Source organism: Pandoraea sp. 64-18 (genome assembly GCF_001899225.1).
GTDB classification, from domain to species: Bacteria; Pseudomonadota; Gammaproteobacteria; order Burkholderiales; family Burkholderiaceae; genus Pandoraea; species Pandoraea cepalis.
In genome coordinates this window covers 214,838-232,098 of the sequence record NZ_MKVU01000012.1, presented here as the reverse complement: position 1 = coordinate 232,098, position 17,261 = coordinate 214,838, and the positions used below count along the sequence as shown (strand labels likewise).

Sequence of the window (17,261 nt, the reverse complement as noted above, 5' to 3'; positions counted from 1 at the left end):
CCCGATGCATCCGTCACCGTCAGCGGCGACCCTACCGGGATGTCGCATCTCGTGGTGCCGGGCGAGATCGACACGTCGCACGGTCTTATCCTCTACCTCGAGAACATCTCCGTATCGTTCGACGGCTTTCGCGCCCTCAACGACCTGTCGCTGGCGATCAAGACCGACGAGCTGCGCTGCATCATTGGCCCGAACGGCGCGGGCAAGACAACGATGATGGACGTCGTGACGGGCAAGACCCGCCCCGACGCCGGCCGCGCCTTCCTCGGCCAGACGCTCGACCTCACCCGGCTCGACGAGCCGGCCATCGCGCAGGCGGGCGTGGGCCGCAAGTTCCAGAAACCGACGGTGTTCGAACATCACAGCGTGTGGGAGAACCTCGAACTCGCGTGTGCGGGCGACAAACGCTGGTTCCGCGCCCTATGGGACATGCTCACGCCGACCATGCGACGCCGCATCGAGGAAGTGCTCACGCTCACGCACCTGGAGCATCAGGCCCATGTGCGTGCGGGACAGTTGTCGCACGGCCAGAAGCAGCGCCTGGAGATCGGCATGTTGCTCATGCAGCAACCGCAACTCCTGCTGCTCGACGAACCCGCCGCCGGCATGACCGACGAAGAGACCGCGCAGCTCGCCGAGTTGCTCAACCGGCTGCGCGGGCATTGTTCGATGATGGTGGTCGAGCACGACATGGCGTTCGTCGCCGCGCTCGCCGGCGAGACGGGACTCGTGACCGTGATGGCCGAAGGGCGGGTGCTGGCGGAAGGCACGCTCGATGTCGTGCAACGCGACGAGCGCGTGATCGAATCGTATCTGGGACGCTGACCATGTTGGAAATTCACGCACTCAATCAGTACTACAGTGGCAGCCACATTCTGCGCAACGTGGAGTTCACCGTGCCCGACGGCCAGCTCACCGTGCTGCTCGGGCGCAACGGCGTGGGCAAGACCACACTGCTCAAGTGCCTCATGGGCGTGGTGCCGGTGAAGTCGGGCAGCATCGCGTGGCGCGGCACTGCCCTGACGTCAGCCCCCCCGTATGCGCGCGTGGCGCATGGGCTGGCGTACGTGCCGCAAGGACGCGAGATCTTCCCGCGTCTCACTGTCGAAGAGAATCTGTTGATCGGTGCGGCGAGCCGTCCCGCGCGCGAGGCCAAGCGCGGCGTGCCCGAGCACATCTACGAACTGTTCCCCGTATTGCGCGATATGAAGCAGCGGCGCGGCGGCGATCTGTCCGGCGGGCAACAACAGCAACTTGCCATTGGACGCGCGCTCATGAGCGACCCGCAACTGCTGATCCTCGACGAGCCGACCGAAGGCATTCAACCGTCGATCATCAAGGACATCGGGACAACATTGCGGCGTCTGGTCGACGAACGCGGCATGACGGTATTGCTGGTCGAGCAGTATTACGACTTTGCCCTGCAACTCGCGGATCACTATCGCGTGATGAGTCGGGGCGCCATCGTGGCGAGCGGCCTCGGCAAGGACATGGAAGCCGACGGCGTACGGCATCAGGTGGCCGTGTGAGACAGAGGCGGCAGGTTTCGATGTCGCGCGCGGGCGGCGCGTGCTAGATTCGCGCCATCCATTGCCGAACGATTTTCATGAATTCTCCGCACACGCCCAGCGCCGGCTGGCACGCCGCGCTGACGCTCGGCTTCGCCCGTCACGAAGCGCGCACCGTTCTCGCCACGCGACGCCACCACGGCCCGCTCGTCGTCCAGAAGTCACTTCATCCGGAAGGCCCCGGCATTTGTCATGCCGTTGTCGTACATCCGCCCGGCGGGATTGCGGGCGGCGACACGCTGTCCATCGACGTCGAGGTCGGTCCCAACGCGCACGCCGTATTGACCACGCCGGGGGCGACCAAGTGGTACAAGTCGCAAGGCCGATTCGGGACGCAGGACATCAGCCTCACCGTAAGCGACGGCGCGAAGCTCGACTGGCTGCCGCTCGAGAACATCGTGTTCGAGCATGCGGATGCGCGCCAATGCATCACCGTGAAGCTTGGCGAGAACGCGTCCGTCATCGGCTGGGACGCCACGCTGCTCGGCCGTCAGGCGGCAGGTGAGCAGTGGACGCACGGCCAATGGCGCGCGCGCTTCGAACTGCGCGATGCGACGGATCGTCTGCTGTGGGCGGAACAGGCCGTGCTCGACGCCGACGATGCGCAACGCACCGGCACCACCGCGCTGGCGGGTTTCCCCATCTTCGCCACGCTGTGGGCCGTCGGTGCCGCTTGCACACGCGAGCTGGCCGAGTCGCTCGCCCAAGGCCTGCCGTTCGACGACACGCTGCGCGCGGGGATCACGTGCCTGCCGGGCAACGTGCTCGTGCTGCGCGTGCTCGGCTACGACATGGAGACGGTACGGCGGTTGCTGGTCTCGCATTGGCTGACGCTGCGCCCGCTCGTTCACGGCGTGCCCGCCGAGCCGCTGCGACTCTGGGCGACGTAAGACGGCCTCCCTCCCGTCACACACACCACACGCACCATAACGGTGACGCGCGCGCTGCCGCGTCATCCTCTCCGGCCCGAATTCGCACCAATGCTGGGCTTCCCTCCCCGTTTTCGCCACTTCCCGTTGTCGTCGCCATTGCTGTCGCCGTAGCCGTCGGCACGGCACGTTGCGCGTGCGTGCGCTCCATCTCATCAGCCCCGTGACCTGAAGCATTGCCGGGCACGATTCCTGCTAGATCACTGTATCGACCGGTCAGACCAGATGTACCGGCCGCCGGAACACTCCTGTTACCGGAATGCTTCGCCCCCCGATCCACGAGGTTGCCTCTATGCTGCCGTTCATTCGTAGTGCCTTCTCTCACGACACCGTTGCCGCCACGCTCGGCGCACGCGCACGGACCCGTCGCGCGTTCACCACGCTGATGCTGGTCGTGAGCGCAATCACCGTCTTCGCCGTGGCCGTGCCGCGCACCGCGCATGCCGACGGACTCGACGACATCATCAAGCGTGGCACCCTGCGCGTAGCCGTGCCGCAAGACTTCCCGCCGTTCGGTTCGATCGGCGCCGACATGAAGCCGGTCGGCTACGACATCGACGCTGCCGCCTTGCTCGCCAAGGGCATGGGCGTGAAGCTGGAACTGGTGCCGGTGACGAGCGCCAACCGCATCCCCTACCTCACGACGAACAAGGCCGACCTGGTGATCTCCAGCCTCGGCAAGAACGCCGAGCGCGAGAAGGTCATCGATTTCTCGCAAGCGTATGCGCCGTTCTACAACGGCGTGTTCGGGCCCAAGGATCTCGCGGTGTCCAAGCCCGCCGACCTGTCGGGCAAGACCGTCGGTGTGACGCGCGGCGCCGTCGAAGACCTCGAACTCTCGAAGATCGCCCCGGCCGACGTCACGATCAAGCGCTTCGAAGACAACAACGGCACGATCTCGGCGTTCCTGTCCGGGCAGGTGCAATTGGTCGCCACGGGCAACGTCGTGGCTGCGGCCATTCTCGCCAAGCACCCGCCCAAGTTGCCGGAGCCGAAGTTTCTCATCAAGAACTCGCCGTGCTTCGTCGGCCTGAACAAGAACGAGCCGCGGCTGCTCGCCAAGGTCAACGAGATTCTCGCCGCGGCGAAGAAGGATGGCGCGCTGAGCAACGTCTCGCAGAAGTGGCTCGGCATGCCGCTGCCGACGAATCTCTGATCTTGACATCCCGCCCCTCGCGACTCCTCACCGGCTTCACATGCATTACGTTCTCGATTTTGCCGATCTGCGGCAATACCTGATGCTCTTCGTGCGCGGCGCCGCGCTGACGGTTGTGCTCACGGCCGTGTCCACGGTCGCGGGCGTGAGCCTCGGCGCGCTGTGCGCCGTCGCCCGCGAGGAAGGCGCGGTGTGGCTCAAAGCCATTACCGGGCTGTACGTCGAGCTGATCCGCAACACGCCGTTCATTGTGCAGCTCTTCTTCATCTTCTTCGGACTGCCGAGTCTTGGCATTCATATCGACGAGACGACCGCCGCCGTGCTCGCCATGAGCGTGAACCTGGGCGCGTACGCCACCGAGATCATTCGCGCTGGCATGCGAGCGGTGCCGCGCGGTCTGTCCGAAGCGGGACTGTCGCTCGCCATGACGCGCGGCCAGATCCTGCGTCATGTGATCTTGCCGCAGGCGTTTGCCAAGGTGTTCCCCGCACTCGCCAGCCAGATCGTGATCGTGATGCTGGGGTCGGCCGTCGTCTCGCAGATTTCCGTGCCCGATCTGTCATACGCCGCCAACTTCGTGCAGTCGCGCACGTTCCGGGCGTTCGAGAGCTATCTGATCGTCACCGCCGTGTACCTCGCGCTCGCGATCGCACTGCGCCGTGTGCTGACGCGCTGCGCACGGCGCCTCTTTCGCGGCACGGTCAACGTCAAGGCAGGTGCCCGATGATCGATTTCTCGACGTGGGACATGCTGCACGGCCTGCTGCTGGCAGCCCGCTGGACACTCGCCCTGTCGGCCATCGCCTTCGTCTGCGGCGGCGGCGTCGCCCTGATGTTGCTTGTCGTGCGCGTTGGACGCGTTTCCTGGGCAGCACGCGCCGTGGCGCTGTATATCGAAGTGTTCCAGGGCACGCCGCTGCTCATGCAGTTGTTCCTGGTGTTCTTCGGCTTGCCGCTGCTCGGTCTCGACGTCTCGCCCTGGGTCGCGGCGGCCGTGTGCCTCACGCTCTACACGAGCGCCTATCTCACGGAGATTTGGCGCGGTTGCGTCGACGCGATTCCGCACGGCCAATGGGAAGCCTCGTCGAGTCTCGCCATGCGATACGGCGAGCAACTGCGTCACGTGATCTTGCCGCAGGCACTGCGCATTGCCATCGCGCCCACGGTCGGCTTCTCGGTGCAGGTCGTCAAGAGCACGGCGCTCGCGTCGATCATCGGCTTCGACGAACTCACCAAGACCGGCACCATGCTCACCAACGCGACGTTCCAGCCGTTCACCGTGTACGGCCTCGTCGCGCTGCTCTACTTTGCTGCCTGCTATCCGCTGTCGCTGTGGGCGCGTCATCTCGAAAGGAAACTCCATGTCGCTCATTGAAGTCAGGGGCATGCAAAAGCGCTTCGGCGAAACCCCCGTGCTCAAGGGCATCGATCTGGACGTCGAGCGCGGCCAGGTCGTGTCGATCATCGGCAAGAGCGGGTCGGGCAAGAGCACATTGCTGCGCACGCTCAACGGCCTGGAGCGGTTCGACGCGGGCAGTGTCGCCGTGGAGGGCGTGCACGTCGGAGCGCGCGACACCGATCTGCGCGCATTGCGTCTGAAAGTCGGCATGGTGTTCCAGCAGTACAACCTGTTTCCGCATCTGTCGGCCGGCGAGAACGTGATGCTCGCGCAGAAGGTGGTGAAGAAGACGCCGGGCGCCGAAGCGCGCGACGTTGCCCGCGCCATGCTCGATAAGGTGGGACTGGCCGACAAGTTCGACAGCTATCCATCGCAGCTCTCGGGCGGTCAACAGCAGCGTGTGGCGATCGCCCGCTCGCTCGCCATGCGTCCGGCCGTGATGCTGTGCGACGAGATCACCTCGGCACTGGATCCCGAGTTGGTCGCCGAAGTGCTGGGGGTGCTCGAAAACCTCGCCGCCGAAGGCATGACGCTGATTCTCGTCACGCACGAGATGCGCTTCGCCCGTCATGTGTCGGACCGCGTGGTGTTCATGCATCAGGGCAAGATCTGGGAGTCCGGCGCGCCGGAAACCCTCTTCACGCAGCCGTCGACACCAGAATTGCAGCGCTTTCTCTGCCAATGACGACGCCGATGACCGACACCTGCCGCCGCGTCGTTTCGCACAGTTTTGGTGCGTGCCACGCAGGCGGCAAAACCCAGTGGCGCGGACAAGAACGTGCGCCTATGATGTGCGGCAACGGCGACCGCCCCACGACCCTTTCGCATTGACGTTCCCCCCCGTTCACGATGAAGCTCACTCCGCGCGAAAAAGACAAGTTGCTCATCTTCACCGCCGCCTTGCTCGCCGAACGTCGGCGTGCGCGCGGGCTGAAACTGAATTACCCGGAGGCCGTGGCCTTCATCAGCGCCGCCCTCATGGAAGGCGCGCGCGACGGACGCACCGTGGCCGACCTGATGCATTACGGCACCACGCTGCTCTCGCGCGACGACGTGATGGAAGGCGTGCCCGAAATGATTCCGGACATTCAGGTCGAAGCCACGTTTCCGGACGGCACCAAGCTCGTCACCGTGCACCACCCGATTCCCTGAAGGACGCACGCGCGGAATGCCGAGCGTACGAAGGTGGCCCTCATCGCCGTTCGTTCTCGGTCACCCTTGTCCTTCGCTTCGCATTCGATTCTCTGTCGTCGACAACCCCATCTTAAGGACGTCTCATGTCAGTGGCTCGCCTCCCTATTGCCCATGATGCCCATGAAGTGACCGTCGCGTACGCGGCGGATGCTTCCCCGGCCCCCGGTCGCACGTACCCTCGCGTCGTGCGTGTGACGACTGGCCTCGCGCTGCTCGCCGCTTCGAGTCTGGCGCTCGCGCACCCCGGTCATCCGGGCCATGACGCGGCGGGCAGTTTCGTCGCAGGTTTCGTGCATCCGCTCACCGGCGCCGATCACCTTTGCGCCATGATCGTGGTTGGCTTGTGGAGTGCGCTCACGTCGAAACGTGTCTGGCTCGCCCCGTTGGCTTTCGTCGCCATGCTTGCTGCAGGCGGGTTACTCGGCATGGCGTATGGCGCGGGGCTGCCGGGCGTCGAGCCGATGATTGCCGTCTCGCTGCTCGTGCTGGGACTCATGCTCGCGACGCGCGCGAAGCTACCCGCCGCAGCGGGGGCTGCTGTCGTCGGCGCGTTCGCGATCTTCCATGGGGTGGCTCACGGTGCGGAATTGCCGGTCGAGGCGAGCGCCATGCATTACATGGCCGGCTTTCTGCTCGCGACCGGCGTGCTGCACAGTCTGGGCATCGTGGCCGGCGTTGCGCTGCGTCGCCGTACCGCGTGGTTGCCGCGCGTGCTCGGCGCGGGCGTGCTCGCCTACGGCGCGGCGCTGCTCGTCGCGGCGGCCTGAACGGCCAAGGTTGCGCGCATCCTTCAATTCCTCCAAGAGACGCTCATGATTCCCGGAGAACTGTTGCCCGCCGCAGGTGACGTCACGCTGAACGAGGGTCGCCCGACCCTCAGCGTGAGCGTTGCCAACACCGGCGATCGCCCGATCCAGATCGGCTCGCATTTTCACTTCTACGAAGTCAACGACGCGCTGCAATTCGACCGCGAAGCGACGCGCGGCTTTCGCCTGAACATTGCGTCCGGCACCGCGGTGCGCTTCGAGCCGGGGCAGCAACGCACGGTCGAACTGGTCGCGTTGGCGGGGGACCGCCGCGTCTTCGGCTTCGCGGGTCGCGTGATGGGGGCGCTATGAAGATTTCACGCCGCGCCTATGCGGAAATGTTCGGCCCCACGACGGGCGACCGGCTGCGGCTCGCCGACACGGAACTCATCGTCGAGATCGAGCGCGACTATACGATCTACGGCGAAGAAGTGAAGTTCGGCGGCGGCAAGGTGATTCGCGACGGCATGGGCCAATCGCAGCGCACGCGTGCCGACGTCGTGGATACCGTCATCACCAATGCCGTCATCATCGACCACTGGGGCATCGTCAAAGCCGACATCGGACTCAAGGACGGCCGGATCTGGGGCATCGGCAAGGCGGGCAATCCGGACATCCAGCCCGGCGTGACCATTCCACTGGGCGGCGCGACGGAAGTGATCGCCGGCGAAGGCATGATCGTCACGGCAGGCGGCATCGACTCGCACATCCACTTCATTTGCCCGCAACAGATCGACGAGGCGCTCTCGTCCGGCGTGACCACGCTGCTCGGCGGCGGCACCGGGCCGGCGACCGGCACGAACGCCACCACCTGCACGCCGGGGCCGTGGCACCTGGAGCGCATGCTGCAAGCGGCCGACGGCTGGCCGATCAACCTCGGCTTTCTCGGCAAGGGCAACGTCAGCCAGCCCGCCCCGCTGATGGAGCAGATCGAGGCCGGCGCGATCGGCCTGAAGCTGCACGAAGACTGGGGCTCCACGCCGGCCGCCATCGACGCCTGCCTGTCGGTGGCCGATGCGACCGATACGCAGGTCGCCATCCACACCGACACGCTCAACGAGGGCGGCTTCGTCGAAGCCACCGTTGCGGCCATCAAGGGCCGCACGATCCACACGTACCACACCGAGGGCGCCGGGGGCGGTCACGCACCGGATATTCTCAAAGTGTGCGGCGAGGCGAACGTGCTGCCGTCGTCCACCAACCCGACGCGGCCGTACACCATCAACACGCTCGACGAGCATCTCGACATGTTGATGGTCTGCCATCACCTCGATCCGGCCATCGCGGAAGACATTGCGTTCGCCGAATCGCGCATTCGCCGCGAAACGATTGCCGCCGAAGACATCCTGCATGACCTTGGCGCACTGTCGATGATCTCGTCGGACTCTCAGGCCATGGGGCGCGTCGGCGAGGTCGTCATGCGCACGTGGCAGACGGCGCACAAGATGAAGGTGCAGCGCGGCGCGCTCGGCACCGACTCGGCGCAGGCCGACAACTTCCGCGTCAAGCGCTACGTGGCGAAGTACACGATCAACCCGGCGATCACACACGGCATGGCCCATGAGATCGGCTCGGTGGAGGTCGGCAAATGGGCCGACCTGGTCCTGTGGGAACCGGCGTTCTTCGGCGTGAAGCCGTCGCTGATTCTCAAGGGCGGCATGATTACGTCAGCGCTCATGGGGGACCCGAACGCGTCCATCCCGACGCCTCAGCCGGTGCACTATCGCGAAATGTTCGGCGCGCGCGCCGGGGCGCTGGCGCGCACGGCGCTCACGTTTGTGTCGCAGGCGGCGTACGATGGCGACGTGGCCGGCCGCTATGGACTGGCCAAGCGCATCGTGCCGGTGCGCAATATCCGGCAGGTGACCAAGGCCAACATGATCCACAACGACTGGCTGCCGCATATCAGCGTCGACCCCGAGACCTATCAGGTCATCGCCGACGGGCAGTTGCTGACCTGCGAGCCTGCGAGCGTGCTGCCGATGGCGCAACGTTACTTCCTCTTCTGAGCTATGTCGCAAGCCCCCGAATCGCCCCACCCGGCAGATAACGCCGCCCCTCCCACGACGCTGCGCCGCGTCGAGAAACGCCTCGAGGCCGGACGCCTGGCTGCGCCGCTCATGCGGCGTGCCCCGGCGCTCGTGCTGCCGTTCGATGCGCGCAGCAAGAGCCGCCTGCGCGCCACGCTGGAGACCGGCGAAGACGTCGCCCTGTTCCTGCCGCGTGGCACCGTGCTGCGCGGCGGTGACGGGCTCGTGGCCGACGACGGCGGTCTCATTCGCGTGGAAGCCGCCCCCGAGACGGTGCTGCTCGTCACGGCCGCCACGCCGCTCGCGCTGACCCGCGCGGCATACCATCTCGGCAATCGGCATACGCCTGTCGAAGTGGGCGATGGTTATCTCAAGCTCGAATACGACCCGGTGCTGCGCGACATGTTGCTGCGACTCGACGTCGACGTAGCCGAAGCCTTGATGCCGTTCGAACCCGAAGCGGGTGCCTATGGCGGCGGCCACAAGCATGGTCACGATGCGACCTTCGCCGAAGACATGGCGCTCGCCCAGCGCGTGTTCCATGAGCATCATGGACATTCGCACGAGCATGAGCATGATCACGGGCACGATCATGACCATGATCGCGGCCATGTTCACGGCCCGGGGTGCCATCACGATCACGCGGCGGTTCACGCGCATGGCCCGGATTGCGCGCACTCGCACGCTCACGACGATCATCACGGCCATGCCCATGTTCACGGCCCCGATTGCGGGCATGACCACTCCCATACGCCGGACAGCACCACTACCGGCAATGCGCCTTTCCCTGTGAGTCCGACCGATGACGGCAAGTCTGGCCAGTCCTCTCGCTGAACCGGTTGCCACCGCGTCGTTGCAGTCACTCGCGGCGCTGCTGCATCTCGCATCGCCGGCGCTGCCCATCGGCGCGTTCAGCTATTCACAAGGGCTCGAAGCCGCGGTGGAACATGGCATCATCCACGATGCCCCGAGCGCCGAGCGCTGGATTGCCAGCCAGCTCGACGGCGTATTCACGACCGGCGAGATGGCCCTGCTCGCCAGACAGTGGCGCCACTGGCAAGCGGGCGATGTCGCGTCGCTCACCCGTGTGAACGAATGGCTACTCGCCACGCGCGAGGCGGCCGAGTTGCGTGCGGAAACCGAGCAGATGGGCTGGTCGCTCACGCAACTGGCGATCTCCCTCGAATGGGGGAATCCGATACAGCGCGAACACCTGTCCTCGCTGCGTCCGATCGCGTTGCCAACGGCCTTCGCCTTTGCGGCGCTGACGCATGGCGCTCCGCTGCTGGACACGCTCGTCGCTTACGCGTTCAGTTGGCTCGAGAATCAGGTGGCCGGCGCGCTCAAAGCCGTGCCGCTCGGACAATTGGCCGCGCAACGGGTCATCGTGGCATTGCGCCCTCGTGTGGTCGATGCCGCGCATCGAGCCGCGTCGTTGCCGGATGACCGGATCAATACCTTTTCCCCGGCGCTCGCCATTCTCGCGTCGCGTCACGAAACACAGTATTCACGCTTGTTCCGTTCGTGAGACGCGATACGTCGCGTCCACGATTTTCGTCATTTCGCTATTTCGCTATTTCGCTATTTCGTCACCTCTCCTTTTTTCCGCCACCCACGACATTCGCCATGACGACTTCTGCCAACGCCCGTCGTACCAAGAAGAATCCGCCGCTGCGTGTCGGCATCGGAGGCCCGGTCGGCTCCGGCAAGACCACCCTGACCGAGATGCTCTGCAAAGCCATGCGCGAGCGCTACGATCTCGTCGTCATCACCAACGACATCTATACGAAGGAAGACCAGCGCCTGCTCACGGTTGCCGGTGCGCTGGCGCCCGAGCGCATCCTTGGCGTCGAGACCGGCGGTTGCCCGCACACGGCCATCCGGGAGGATGCATCGATCAACCTCGAGGCCGTCGAACGCATGCTCGAACGCTTTCCTGACGCCGACGTGGTGTTCATCGAATCAGGCGGCGACAACCTCGCGGCCACATTCAGTCCCGAACTCTCGGATCTCACGATCTACGTGATCGATGTGGCCGGTGGCGAGAAGATCCCCCGCAAGGGCGGCCCCGGCATCACCAAGTCCGATCTCCTCGTCATCAACAAGACCGATCTCGCCCCCTACGTCGGGGCATCGCTGGACATCATGCGGTCGGATACGCAAAAGATGCGCGGCATGCGTCCGTTCGTCATGGGGAACATGAGGGAAGGCAAAGGCCTTCAGGAGATCATCCGTTTTATCGAGGCACGGGGGATGCTGGCTTGAGGTCATGCACGAAGCCGCCGGCCGGGGATACGTCAGTCGTGGAATGGGTAGTCCCTGGGAGGCCAGGGACGACTGACGTTGTGTAATTTGAGAATGGTGACTTTGTTCTCCTTTAGACGGTAAATGATTCGGTATCGCTTGTGAGAAACAAGTTCTCGGGTATTGGGTAAGCGCCCGGGACGACCAATGGCAGGAAACGAGCGCAGTGTTTTCACTGCGCGTTTCAGCGAATCCTCAAAATCGAGGGCGACGTGGAGGTTGAAATTCTCCAGCGACATCCTGGCGATGGTGCGATCCCTTTGGGCATGCTTTGACCATTGGATCGTTGCAATCACAGCCGTTTCAGAACGCTCCGTCTCCACGCCTCAGCCTCGGCGCTGACCACCTCATCGGGTACCGTGCGGCCGGCGTCGGCGTCCCGCAGCCCCAGTAGGATGCCCACAAACTCGTCGACGTGGATCTCGCTGGGGTCATGCGGGAACTCGAAATACGCTTCATTGAGGTCGACGGAGCATCCGGTCTTTACGACTTCGCTGGGCAGCTTGCGGCCGGCGGCCACGTCGGCAAGTCCGCGGATCGTTGCTTCGTAGAGGATCTGCGCCTCTTCTTCAACGCTGAGCGCGTAATGCTCTATGCGCTCAACGGGCTCAACCGGCTCGGACGGCTCAAAAGGCGTGGAAGGAATGGCATGCGCCGGCGCTTGGCGCACGGCAAGATCGGCGCTTTGATCGACAATTGGCATCGTGGCTCCTGACAAGGATTTGGGCGGGGGGCCACTCACACGAGTGTGACCAAATTAATCGTCAGGGATGGGGGAGTCAATCGGGTGGGCTTGTTTCTCGGGCGATTCCTAGCCGGATCGCCCGCCTGTCTCAGGTCCGTTTCAGACTACCGCTGCGCCACGGAAAATCCATGCTCCCGCAGCAGTTGCAGCACCCCATGCGGGCCGCCGAGATGGAGCGTGCCGATGGCGACGAAGACCGGCTTGCCCGGGTCCGCCAGAAACAGCATGCGCGCCAGAAAACGCCGATTGCGCGAGTACAGAATGCGCTCGTCGATCGCGTCGGCCAGTGCCACGTTGCGGCGCACTTGCGCCGCCTTGCCCTGAGACCAGTCGAACACCAGCTCGGCATCCCCGGCCCGCCACAGACGGTGCAACTCCTCTACCTGCGCCGTGGCGGTCTTGGGTGTGAGCACCAGCTCCTGCGCCAGCAGTTCGTTTTGCTGAGCCGACGTCAGTCCGGTGAAGGCATCCATCTGCTCCGCCAGCGATTCGAGACCGACGATGCGCCCGCGATAGATGTTCTCCAACTGGTTCTCGGTGCCGTACTCCGTTTGCAGATCGGCCCCCATCGAATCCAGCGTCTCGACGAGCAGCGCCGCCAGCCACGGACGCATGTGACGAATCTCGGCCAGCATTGCCGGATTGCCCTTGAGACGCGCGCGCAGCTTACGCCACAGCGCCCCCGGGATAAGCCTCGGCAGACAGGCGCGTGAGCACATGCCGTACTTCTGCACGTCGTCCTGGGACATCGTCAGGTCGTCGGGCGACAACTCGAATGCCACCACCGACGACACGCGCAGCGCATCGACCACGACTTTGCGAAACGGGTAGTCGTCCGGCTTGCCGACGTGCAGGGTGCCCATCACGTAGATGGTCATGTCGCCCTTGCGGGCTTCGTAAAACGGGAGATTGGCGCCGGGCGGCGATTCGCCCGGCTCGGGCACGACCAGCGGCAACGTTCGCGGCGCCACGGCTTGCGGCGTTACGATCGACGCCGCGTCCAGCGTGATGGCGAACGTCATCAGCAGGCAACCGAGCAGCCAGCCGGCCAATGCAGCGCCCCGACTCACATGCGTCGCGCGTGGTGGTCCACCCAATCTCGTCATCCCTCAATGTCTTCAACCCGATGGCACGCCACCAGACGCCCGTCGAGCTTGCGCAGTTGCGGCACTTCTTCGCGGCAACGGTCTATCGCGTACGGACAGCGCGGTGCAAACGCACACCCCGGCGGTGGCCGCAGCGGCGAGGGCAACTCGCCGGTCAGCGCCATCTTCACGCGCCGCTCGGCGGCCTTGATCGCCGGCGTCGCCGACATCAGCGCCTTGGTGTACGGATGCAGCGGCTTGCCGAACACGGCGGCCTTGGGGCCGTGTTCGACCGCGCGGCCGAGATACATCACCATGACGTCGTCGGCCACATGCTCGACCACGGCGAGATTATGCGACACGAATACGTAACTCGTCGCGTATCGGTCCTGCAAATCCATGAAAAGATTCAGGATCTGTGCCTGAATTGAGACATCCAGGGCCGAAACCGGCTCGTCCGCGACCACGATGGCCGGCGACAGGATCATCGCCCGGGCAATCGCCACCCGCTGCCGCTGCCCGCCAGAGAACATGTGCGGATAGCGCGCCACATGTTCCGGACGCAGCCCCACCGTGCGCATCATCGCCGCGATCGTCTCGCCGCGTTCGGCACGGCTCGCCGAGGTGTTGATGGACAGCGGCTCGTCGAGCGCCTGCCCCACCGTCTTGCGAGGGTTGAGCGACGCATACGGGTTCTGGAACACCATCTGGATCCGCGTGCGCAGCGGCGCCAGCGCCCCCGCCGACGCCGCCGTGGTCTCGGTCGCGTCGACCACGAGTCTGCCGGACGTCGGTGCTTCGATCAACGTCAGCACCCGCGCCAGCGTCGATTTGCCGCACCCCGACTCACCGACCACGGCCAGCGTACGACCGGCGGCCAGCGAGAACGACACGCCGTTGAGTGCCTTGACCGTGGCCTGTGGGCGCATGAAGCCACGATTGACGGCGTAGAAGCGCGTCAAATCGTGCGCGGCGAGCACCACGCGGCTGCCGCCGCGGTCAGCTTCATGTGCGTCCGGGGCCTGCGGCACTCCCGGAGGTGTCGCGAAAACAGTTTCACTCATTGCGCACCTCCTGTCGTGCGTTCTTCCGCCAACGCATGCGGCAGCGGCTTGAAGCATCGCACCTGGGGCGAGCCCGAAGCGTTCGGCCCGACGTAGGGCTGCAACGCCGGGGGCACCGTGCGGCAATGGTCGTCGGCATACGGACAACGCGGCGAAAGCAGACAGCCCGTCGGCCGATCGTCGCGCCCCGGCACCATGCCCGGCAACGTACGCAGTCGCCGCACGCCCCGGTTGTGCTCGGGAATCGCTGCGAGCAACGCCTCCGTGTAGGGATGATGCGGGGCATCGAACAGCGCCGGCACCTGCTGGTTTTCGATCACCTGCCCCGCATACATGACGGCCACCCGGTGCGCGACTTCGGCCACGACGGCGAGATCATGGGAGATCAGCACGAGCGCCATGCCGTGATCCTTCTGCAATTGCAGCAGCAAGGCCATGATCTGCGCCTGGATGGTGACGTCGAGCGCGGTGGTCGGCTCGTCGGCAATGAGCAGCTTCGGGCGACAGGCAATCGCCATCGCAATCATCACCCGCTGGTTCATTCCGCCGGAGAGCTGATGCGGATACGCGCCGACCCGGTTCGCGGCATCGGGAATTTCGACCTGCTCCAGCAACTCGACGACGCGATTGTGCAACGCACGTCCGCGCAGCCCCATGTGGCGGCGCAACACCTCGGCGATCTGATAGCCAACGGTGTAGCTCGGATTCAGGCTGGAAAGCGCGTCCTGAAAGATCATCGACACGTCGCGGCCGACGATGCCGCGCCGCTCGCGCGACGACGCGCGCAGCAGATCGCGTCCGTCGAAGCGTACTTCATCGGCACGTACGCGGCCTGGCGCGTCGACCAGCCCCATGAGCGCGAGCATCGTCACACTCTTGCCCGAACCGGATTCGCCGACCACGCCAAGAATCTCACCCTGGCCGACATCGAGGTCAATGCCCTCGACCGCGCGTGCGCCGTCGAAGTCGACCGAAAGATTTCGAATGGAGAGCAGGCTCATGCGATTCGCTTCAATTTGGGGTCAAGTGCGTCGCGCAGGCCGTCGCCGACCAGGTTGATGGCGAGCACCGAGATGACGATCGCAAGTCCCGGCAGCGTCACAATCCACCAGGCACTTTCCATGTAGTCGCGTGCGGAGGCAAGCATCGAGCCCCACTCGGCGAGCGGCGGTTGCACGCCCAGGCCAAGAAAGCCGAGCGCCGCCGCATCGAGAATGGCCACCGAGAAACTCAGCGTGGCCTGCACGATGAGCGGCGCCGCGCAGTTCGGCAACACCGTCGAGAACATCAGTCGCAGCGTGCCCGCCCCGGCCATGCGCGAGGCAATGACATATTCGCGCTGCAACTCGCCAATCGCCGCTGCGCGCGTCAAACGCACATACGCCGGCAACGTCACGATCGCGATGGCGATGGTCGTGTTGGCGAGGCCCGGGCCGATCACGGCGACCACGGCCACGGCCAGCAACAGCGACGGCAACGCCATCATCATGTCCATCAACCGCATGATCGGCGTGTCGAGCCAGCGTGGGAAGAATGCCGCCAGCAGCCCCAGCAGAATGCCCGGAATCAGCGAGAGCACCACCGACGACAGACCGATCCAGAACGACAGGCGTGCGCCATAGATCAGACGCGAAAGAATGTCGCGGCCGGCCTCGTCGGTCCCGAGCAGGAACTGAAGCTTGCCGCCGTCGAACCAGGCGGGCGGAATCTTCACGAAGTCGCGATATTGCTCGATGGGGCTGTGCGGCGCGATCCATGGCGCGAAGATCGCCGCCACGAACATCGACAACAGCACGATGGCCGCGGCCGTTGCACCACGGTTCGCGGTGAAGCTGCGCAGGAACTCCCGGAACAACCGCGCACGAGGTGTGGCCGTCACGGCGGCGGGGGGCGGCAGCGTAGCCGGTGTATCGCTCATGATTGACGTCCCTCAGTGCCGGATGCGCGGGTTGACGACGCCATAGAGCACGTCGACCAGCAGGTTGACCAGGATCACGCCCGTTGCGATGAGCAAAATGCCGCCCTGCACCACCGGATAGTCGCGTCGCAGAATGGCATCGATCAGCCATTTGCCGATGCCGGGCCACGAGAACACGTTCTCGGTCAGCACCGCACCGGCGAGCAGCGCGCCGACTTGCAGACCAATCACGGTGATGACCGGAATCAGCGCATTGCGCAACGCATGCACGACGATCACGCGCCACGGGGAGAGTCCCTTCGCACGCGCCGTACGGATGTAGTCCTCGCGAAGCACTTCGAGCATTGCCGAGCGCGTCATTCGGGCAATCACCGCGAGCGGCACGGTGCCGAGCACAATGGTGGGCAGAATCAGATGACTCACCGCGGAACTGAACGCCCCTTCGTCGCCCGAGAGCAATGTGTCGATGAGCATGAAGCCGGTGACGTGCGGCACATCGTACTCCACGCCAATGCGGCCGGAGACGGGCGTCCATTGCAGGTAGACGGAGAAGAACATGATGAGCAGCAGGCCCCACCAGAAAATCGGCATGGAGTAGCCCGTGAGGGCCGCGCCCATCGTGGTGTGGTCGAGCATTTTGCCGCGCCGCAGCGACGCCGCCACGCCGGCGGGCAAGCCGACTGCGAGCGCGAAGATCATTGCGCACAGGGCAAGTTCGAGCGTCGCGGGAAAGCGGGCGAAGAACTCGTGAAGCACCCCCTCGTTGGTGACGATGGAGCGCCCGAGGTCGCCTTGCGCCGCGTGCTTCAGATAGACGAAATATTGCGTGGTGAGCGGCTGATCGAGACCCAGGCGCTTCATCGCCTCGGCGTGCATGACCGGGTCGAGATTTCGCTCGCCCACGAGCACTTCGATCGGATCGCCGGGAATCAGGTGAATGAGCGCGAACGCCAGGACGGTGATGCCGATGAACGTCGGGATCACCATGCCCAGTCGTCTCATGACGAATCTCAGCATAGGAGGTTTCCGTGGGGGCTTCGCGCACCGCCCATCCCCTGTGCGGG

Annotated in this window: 20 protein-coding genes and 1 pseudogene; 14 read left to right on the top strand and 7 right to left on the bottom strand. The window is 64.9% G+C overall.

Annotated features, from left to right (window positions below; genetic code table 11):
- The first annotated feature begins 39 nt into the window (after nt 1-39).
- The 14 genes and pseudogenes from urtD (at nt 40) to ureG (ending at nt 11,346) form a co-directional block, all read left to right on the top strand.
- Nucleotides 40-825 carry an urea ABC transporter ATP-binding protein UrtD gene (gene urtD, locus BGP02_RS09565; protein ID WP_232424620.1) on the top strand — a complete coding sequence of 262 codons (786 nt, stop codon included), beginning with the start codon at nt 40-42 and terminating at the stop codon, nt 823-825.
- A gap of 2 nt (nt 826-827) precedes the next feature.
- Nucleotides 828-1,529, top strand: coding sequence for an urea ABC transporter ATP-binding subunit UrtE (gene urtE / locus BGP02_RS09560; RefSeq protein ID WP_017234029.1), 702 nt, complete (start codon nt 828-830; stop codon nt 1,527-1,529).
- Nucleotides 1,530-1,606: 77 nt separating this feature from the next.
- Nucleotides 1,607-2,458, top strand: a complete 852-nt coding sequence (locus BGP02_RS09555) for an urease accessory protein UreD (protein WP_286798399.1) — start codon at nt 1,607-1,609, stop codon at nt 2,456-2,458.
- Between the two features lie 424 nt (nt 2,459-2,882).
- Nucleotides 2,883-3,653, top strand: a complete 771-nt coding sequence (locus BGP02_RS09550; RefSeq protein ID WP_286798496.1) for a transporter substrate-binding domain-containing protein — start codon at nt 2,883-2,885, stop codon at nt 3,651-3,653.
- 40 nt (nt 3,654-3,693) lie between these two features.
- Entirely contained in the window at nt 3,694-4,380 is a 687-nt protein-coding gene (locus BGP02_RS09545; protein ID WP_017234026.1) for an amino acid ABC transporter permease, read from the top strand.
- Nucleotides 4,377-5,027, top strand: coding sequence for an amino acid ABC transporter permease (locus BGP02_RS09540; RefSeq protein ID WP_286798398.1), 651 nt, complete (start codon nt 4,377-4,379; stop codon nt 5,025-5,027). Before BGP02_RS09545 ends, BGP02_RS09540 begins: the two co-directional genes overlap by 4 nt.
- A complete protein-coding gene (locus BGP02_RS09535; RefSeq protein ID WP_017234024.1) occupies nt 5,014-5,736 on the top strand; it encodes an amino acid ABC transporter ATP-binding protein in 723 nt (240 codons plus the stop codon). Before BGP02_RS09540 ends, BGP02_RS09535 begins: the two co-directional genes overlap by 14 nt.
- A 164-nt stretch (nt 5,737-5,900) precedes the next feature.
- On the top strand, nt 5,901-6,203 hold the full coding sequence (locus BGP02_RS09530) for an urease subunit gamma (RefSeq protein WP_017234023.1): 303 nt from the start codon (nt 5,901-5,903) through the stop codon (nt 6,201-6,203).
- A 233-nt stretch (nt 6,204-6,436) separates the two neighbouring features.
- Complete coding sequence (locus BGP02_RS09525; protein ID WP_017234022.1) at nt 6,437-7,012, top strand: HupE/UreJ family protein; 576 nt, start codon at nt 6,437-6,439, stop codon at nt 7,010-7,012.
- A 45-nt stretch (nt 7,013-7,057) separates the two neighbouring features.
- Nucleotides 7,058-7,363, top strand: a complete 306-nt coding sequence (locus tag BGP02_RS09520) for an urease subunit beta (protein ID WP_017234021.1) — start codon at nt 7,058-7,060, stop codon at nt 7,361-7,363.
- On the top strand, nt 7,360-9,060 hold the full coding sequence (gene ureC, locus BGP02_RS09515; RefSeq protein ID WP_286798396.1) for an urease subunit alpha: 1,701 nt from the start codon (nt 7,360-7,362) through the stop codon (nt 9,058-9,060). The genes BGP02_RS09520 and ureC overlap by 4 nt, the downstream gene beginning before the upstream one ends.
- Nucleotides 9,061-9,120: 60 nt before the next feature.
- Nucleotides 9,121-9,789, top strand: a pseudogene (ureE, locus tag BGP02_RS09510) (urease accessory protein UreE); the annotation flags it as partial.
- Between the two features lie 94 nt (nt 9,790-9,883).
- Nucleotides 9,884-10,609: an urease accessory protein UreF gene (locus BGP02_RS09505; RefSeq protein ID WP_017234018.1), complete on the top strand. Its 726-nt coding sequence runs from the start codon at nt 9,884-9,886 to the stop codon at nt 10,607-10,609.
- 98 nt (nt 10,610-10,707) lie between these two features.
- Nucleotides 10,708-11,346, top strand: a complete 639-nt coding sequence (ureG, locus tag BGP02_RS09500; RefSeq protein WP_017234017.1) for an urease accessory protein UreG — start codon at nt 10,708-10,710, stop codon at nt 11,344-11,346.
- Between the two features lie 32 nt (nt 11,347-11,378).
- Here the strand turns inward: ureG and BGP02_RS22350 are convergent, their stop codons facing one another.
- From BGP02_RS22350 to BGP02_RS09470, 7 genes are all read right to left on the bottom strand, one after another.
- Entirely contained in the window at nt 11,379-11,681 is a 303-nt protein-coding gene (locus BGP02_RS22350; RefSeq protein WP_083902303.1) for a type II toxin-antitoxin system RelE/ParE family toxin, read from the bottom strand.
- The gene (locus BGP02_RS09495; RefSeq protein WP_017234016.1) at nt 11,678-12,088 is read right to left on the bottom strand and encodes a hypothetical protein; all 411 of its coding nucleotides are present in this window, start codon (nt 12,086-12,088) and stop codon (nt 11,678-11,680) included. The genes BGP02_RS22350 and BGP02_RS09495 overlap by 4 nt, the downstream gene beginning before the upstream one ends.
- A gap of 146 nt (nt 12,089-12,234) precedes the next feature.
- The gene (locus BGP02_RS09490) at nt 12,235-13,200 is read right to left on the bottom strand and encodes a TraB/GumN family protein (protein WP_150562112.1); all 966 of its coding nucleotides are present in this window, start codon (nt 13,198-13,200) and stop codon (nt 12,235-12,237) included.
- 32 nt (nt 13,201-13,232) lie between these two features.
- Nucleotides 13,233-14,279: a peptide ABC transporter ATP-binding protein gene (locus BGP02_RS09485; protein WP_083902301.1), complete on the bottom strand. Its 1,047-nt coding sequence runs from the start codon at nt 14,277-14,279 to the stop codon at nt 13,233-13,235.
- Nucleotides 14,276-15,280, bottom strand: coding sequence for an ABC transporter ATP-binding protein (locus BGP02_RS09480; RefSeq protein WP_261939383.1), 1,005 nt, complete (start codon nt 15,278-15,280; stop codon nt 14,276-14,278). The genes BGP02_RS09485 and BGP02_RS09480 overlap by 4 nt, the downstream gene beginning before the upstream one ends.
- Complete coding sequence (locus BGP02_RS09475) at nt 15,277-16,197, bottom strand: ABC transporter permease subunit (RefSeq protein WP_017234012.1); 921 nt, start codon at nt 16,195-16,197, stop codon at nt 15,277-15,279. The genes BGP02_RS09480 and BGP02_RS09475 overlap by 4 nt, the downstream gene beginning before the upstream one ends.
- 12 nt (nt 16,198-16,209) lie before the next feature.
- The gene (locus BGP02_RS09470; RefSeq protein ID WP_017234011.1) at nt 16,210-17,214 is read right to left on the bottom strand and encodes an ABC transporter permease subunit; all 1,005 of its coding nucleotides are present in this window, start codon (nt 17,212-17,214) and stop codon (nt 16,210-16,212) included.
- Nucleotides 17,215-17,261: the final 47 nt, after the last annotated feature.

What these genes read in the sequence shown, in the direction of transcription:
- BGP02_RS09475 (WP_017234012.1), bottom strand. Translation starts at nt 16,197, where the DNA reads ATGAGCGATACACCGGCTACGCTGCCGCCCCCCGCCGCCGTGACGGCC.
- BGP02_RS09545 (WP_017234026.1), top strand. Translation starts at nt 3,694, where the DNA reads ATGCATTACGTTCTCGATTTTGCCGATCTGCGGCAATACCTGATGCTC.
- ureG (WP_017234017.1), top strand. Translation starts at nt 10,708, where the DNA reads ATGACGACTTCTGCCAACGCCCGTCGTACCAAGAAGAATCCGCCGCTG.
- urtD (WP_232424620.1), top strand. Translation starts at nt 40, where the DNA reads ATGTCGCATCTCGTGGTGCCGGGCGAGATCGACACGTCGCACGGTCTT.
- BGP02_RS09505 (WP_017234018.1), top strand. Translation starts at nt 9,884, where the DNA reads ATGACGGCAAGTCTGGCCAGTCCTCTCGCTGAACCGGTTGCCACCGCG.
- BGP02_RS09520 (WP_017234021.1), top strand. Translation starts at nt 7,058, where the DNA reads ATGATTCCCGGAGAACTGTTGCCCGCCGCAGGTGACGTCACGCTGAAC.
- BGP02_RS09555 (WP_286798399.1), top strand. Translation starts at nt 1,607, where the DNA reads ATGAATTCTCCGCACACGCCCAGCGCCGGCTGGCACGCCGCGCTGACG.
- BGP02_RS09550 (WP_286798496.1), top strand. Translation starts at nt 2,883, where the DNA reads ATGCTGGTCGTGAGCGCAATCACCGTCTTCGCCGTGGCCGTGCCGCGC.
- BGP02_RS09535 (WP_017234024.1), top strand. Translation starts at nt 5,014, where the DNA reads ATGTCGCTCATTGAAGTCAGGGGCATGCAAAAGCGCTTCGGCGAAACC.
- urtE (WP_017234029.1), top strand. Translation starts at nt 828, where the DNA reads ATGTTGGAAATTCACGCACTCAATCAGTACTACAGTGGCAGCCACATT.
- ureC (WP_286798396.1), top strand. Translation starts at nt 7,360, where the DNA reads ATGAAGATTTCACGCCGCGCCTATGCGGAAATGTTCGGCCCCACGACG.
- BGP02_RS09495 (WP_017234016.1), bottom strand. Translation starts at nt 12,088, where the DNA reads ATGCCAATTGTCGATCAAAGCGCCGATCTTGCCGTGCGCCAAGCGCCG.
- BGP02_RS09485 (WP_083902301.1), bottom strand. Translation starts at nt 14,279, where the DNA reads ATGAGTGAAACTGTTTTCGCGACACCTCCGGGAGTGCCGCAGGCCCCG.
- BGP02_RS09530 (WP_017234023.1), top strand. Translation starts at nt 5,901, where the DNA reads ATGAAGCTCACTCCGCGCGAAAAAGACAAGTTGCTCATCTTCACCGCC.
- BGP02_RS09540 (WP_286798398.1), top strand. Translation starts at nt 4,377, where the DNA reads ATGATCGATTTCTCGACGTGGGACATGCTGCACGGCCTGCTGCTGGCA.
- BGP02_RS09470 (WP_017234011.1), bottom strand. Translation starts at nt 17,214, where the DNA reads ATGCTGAGATTCGTCATGAGACGACTGGGCATGGTGATCCCGACGTTC.
- BGP02_RS09480 (WP_261939383.1), bottom strand. Translation starts at nt 15,280, where the DNA reads ATGAGCCTGCTCTCCATTCGAAATCTTTCGGTCGACTTCGACGGCGCA.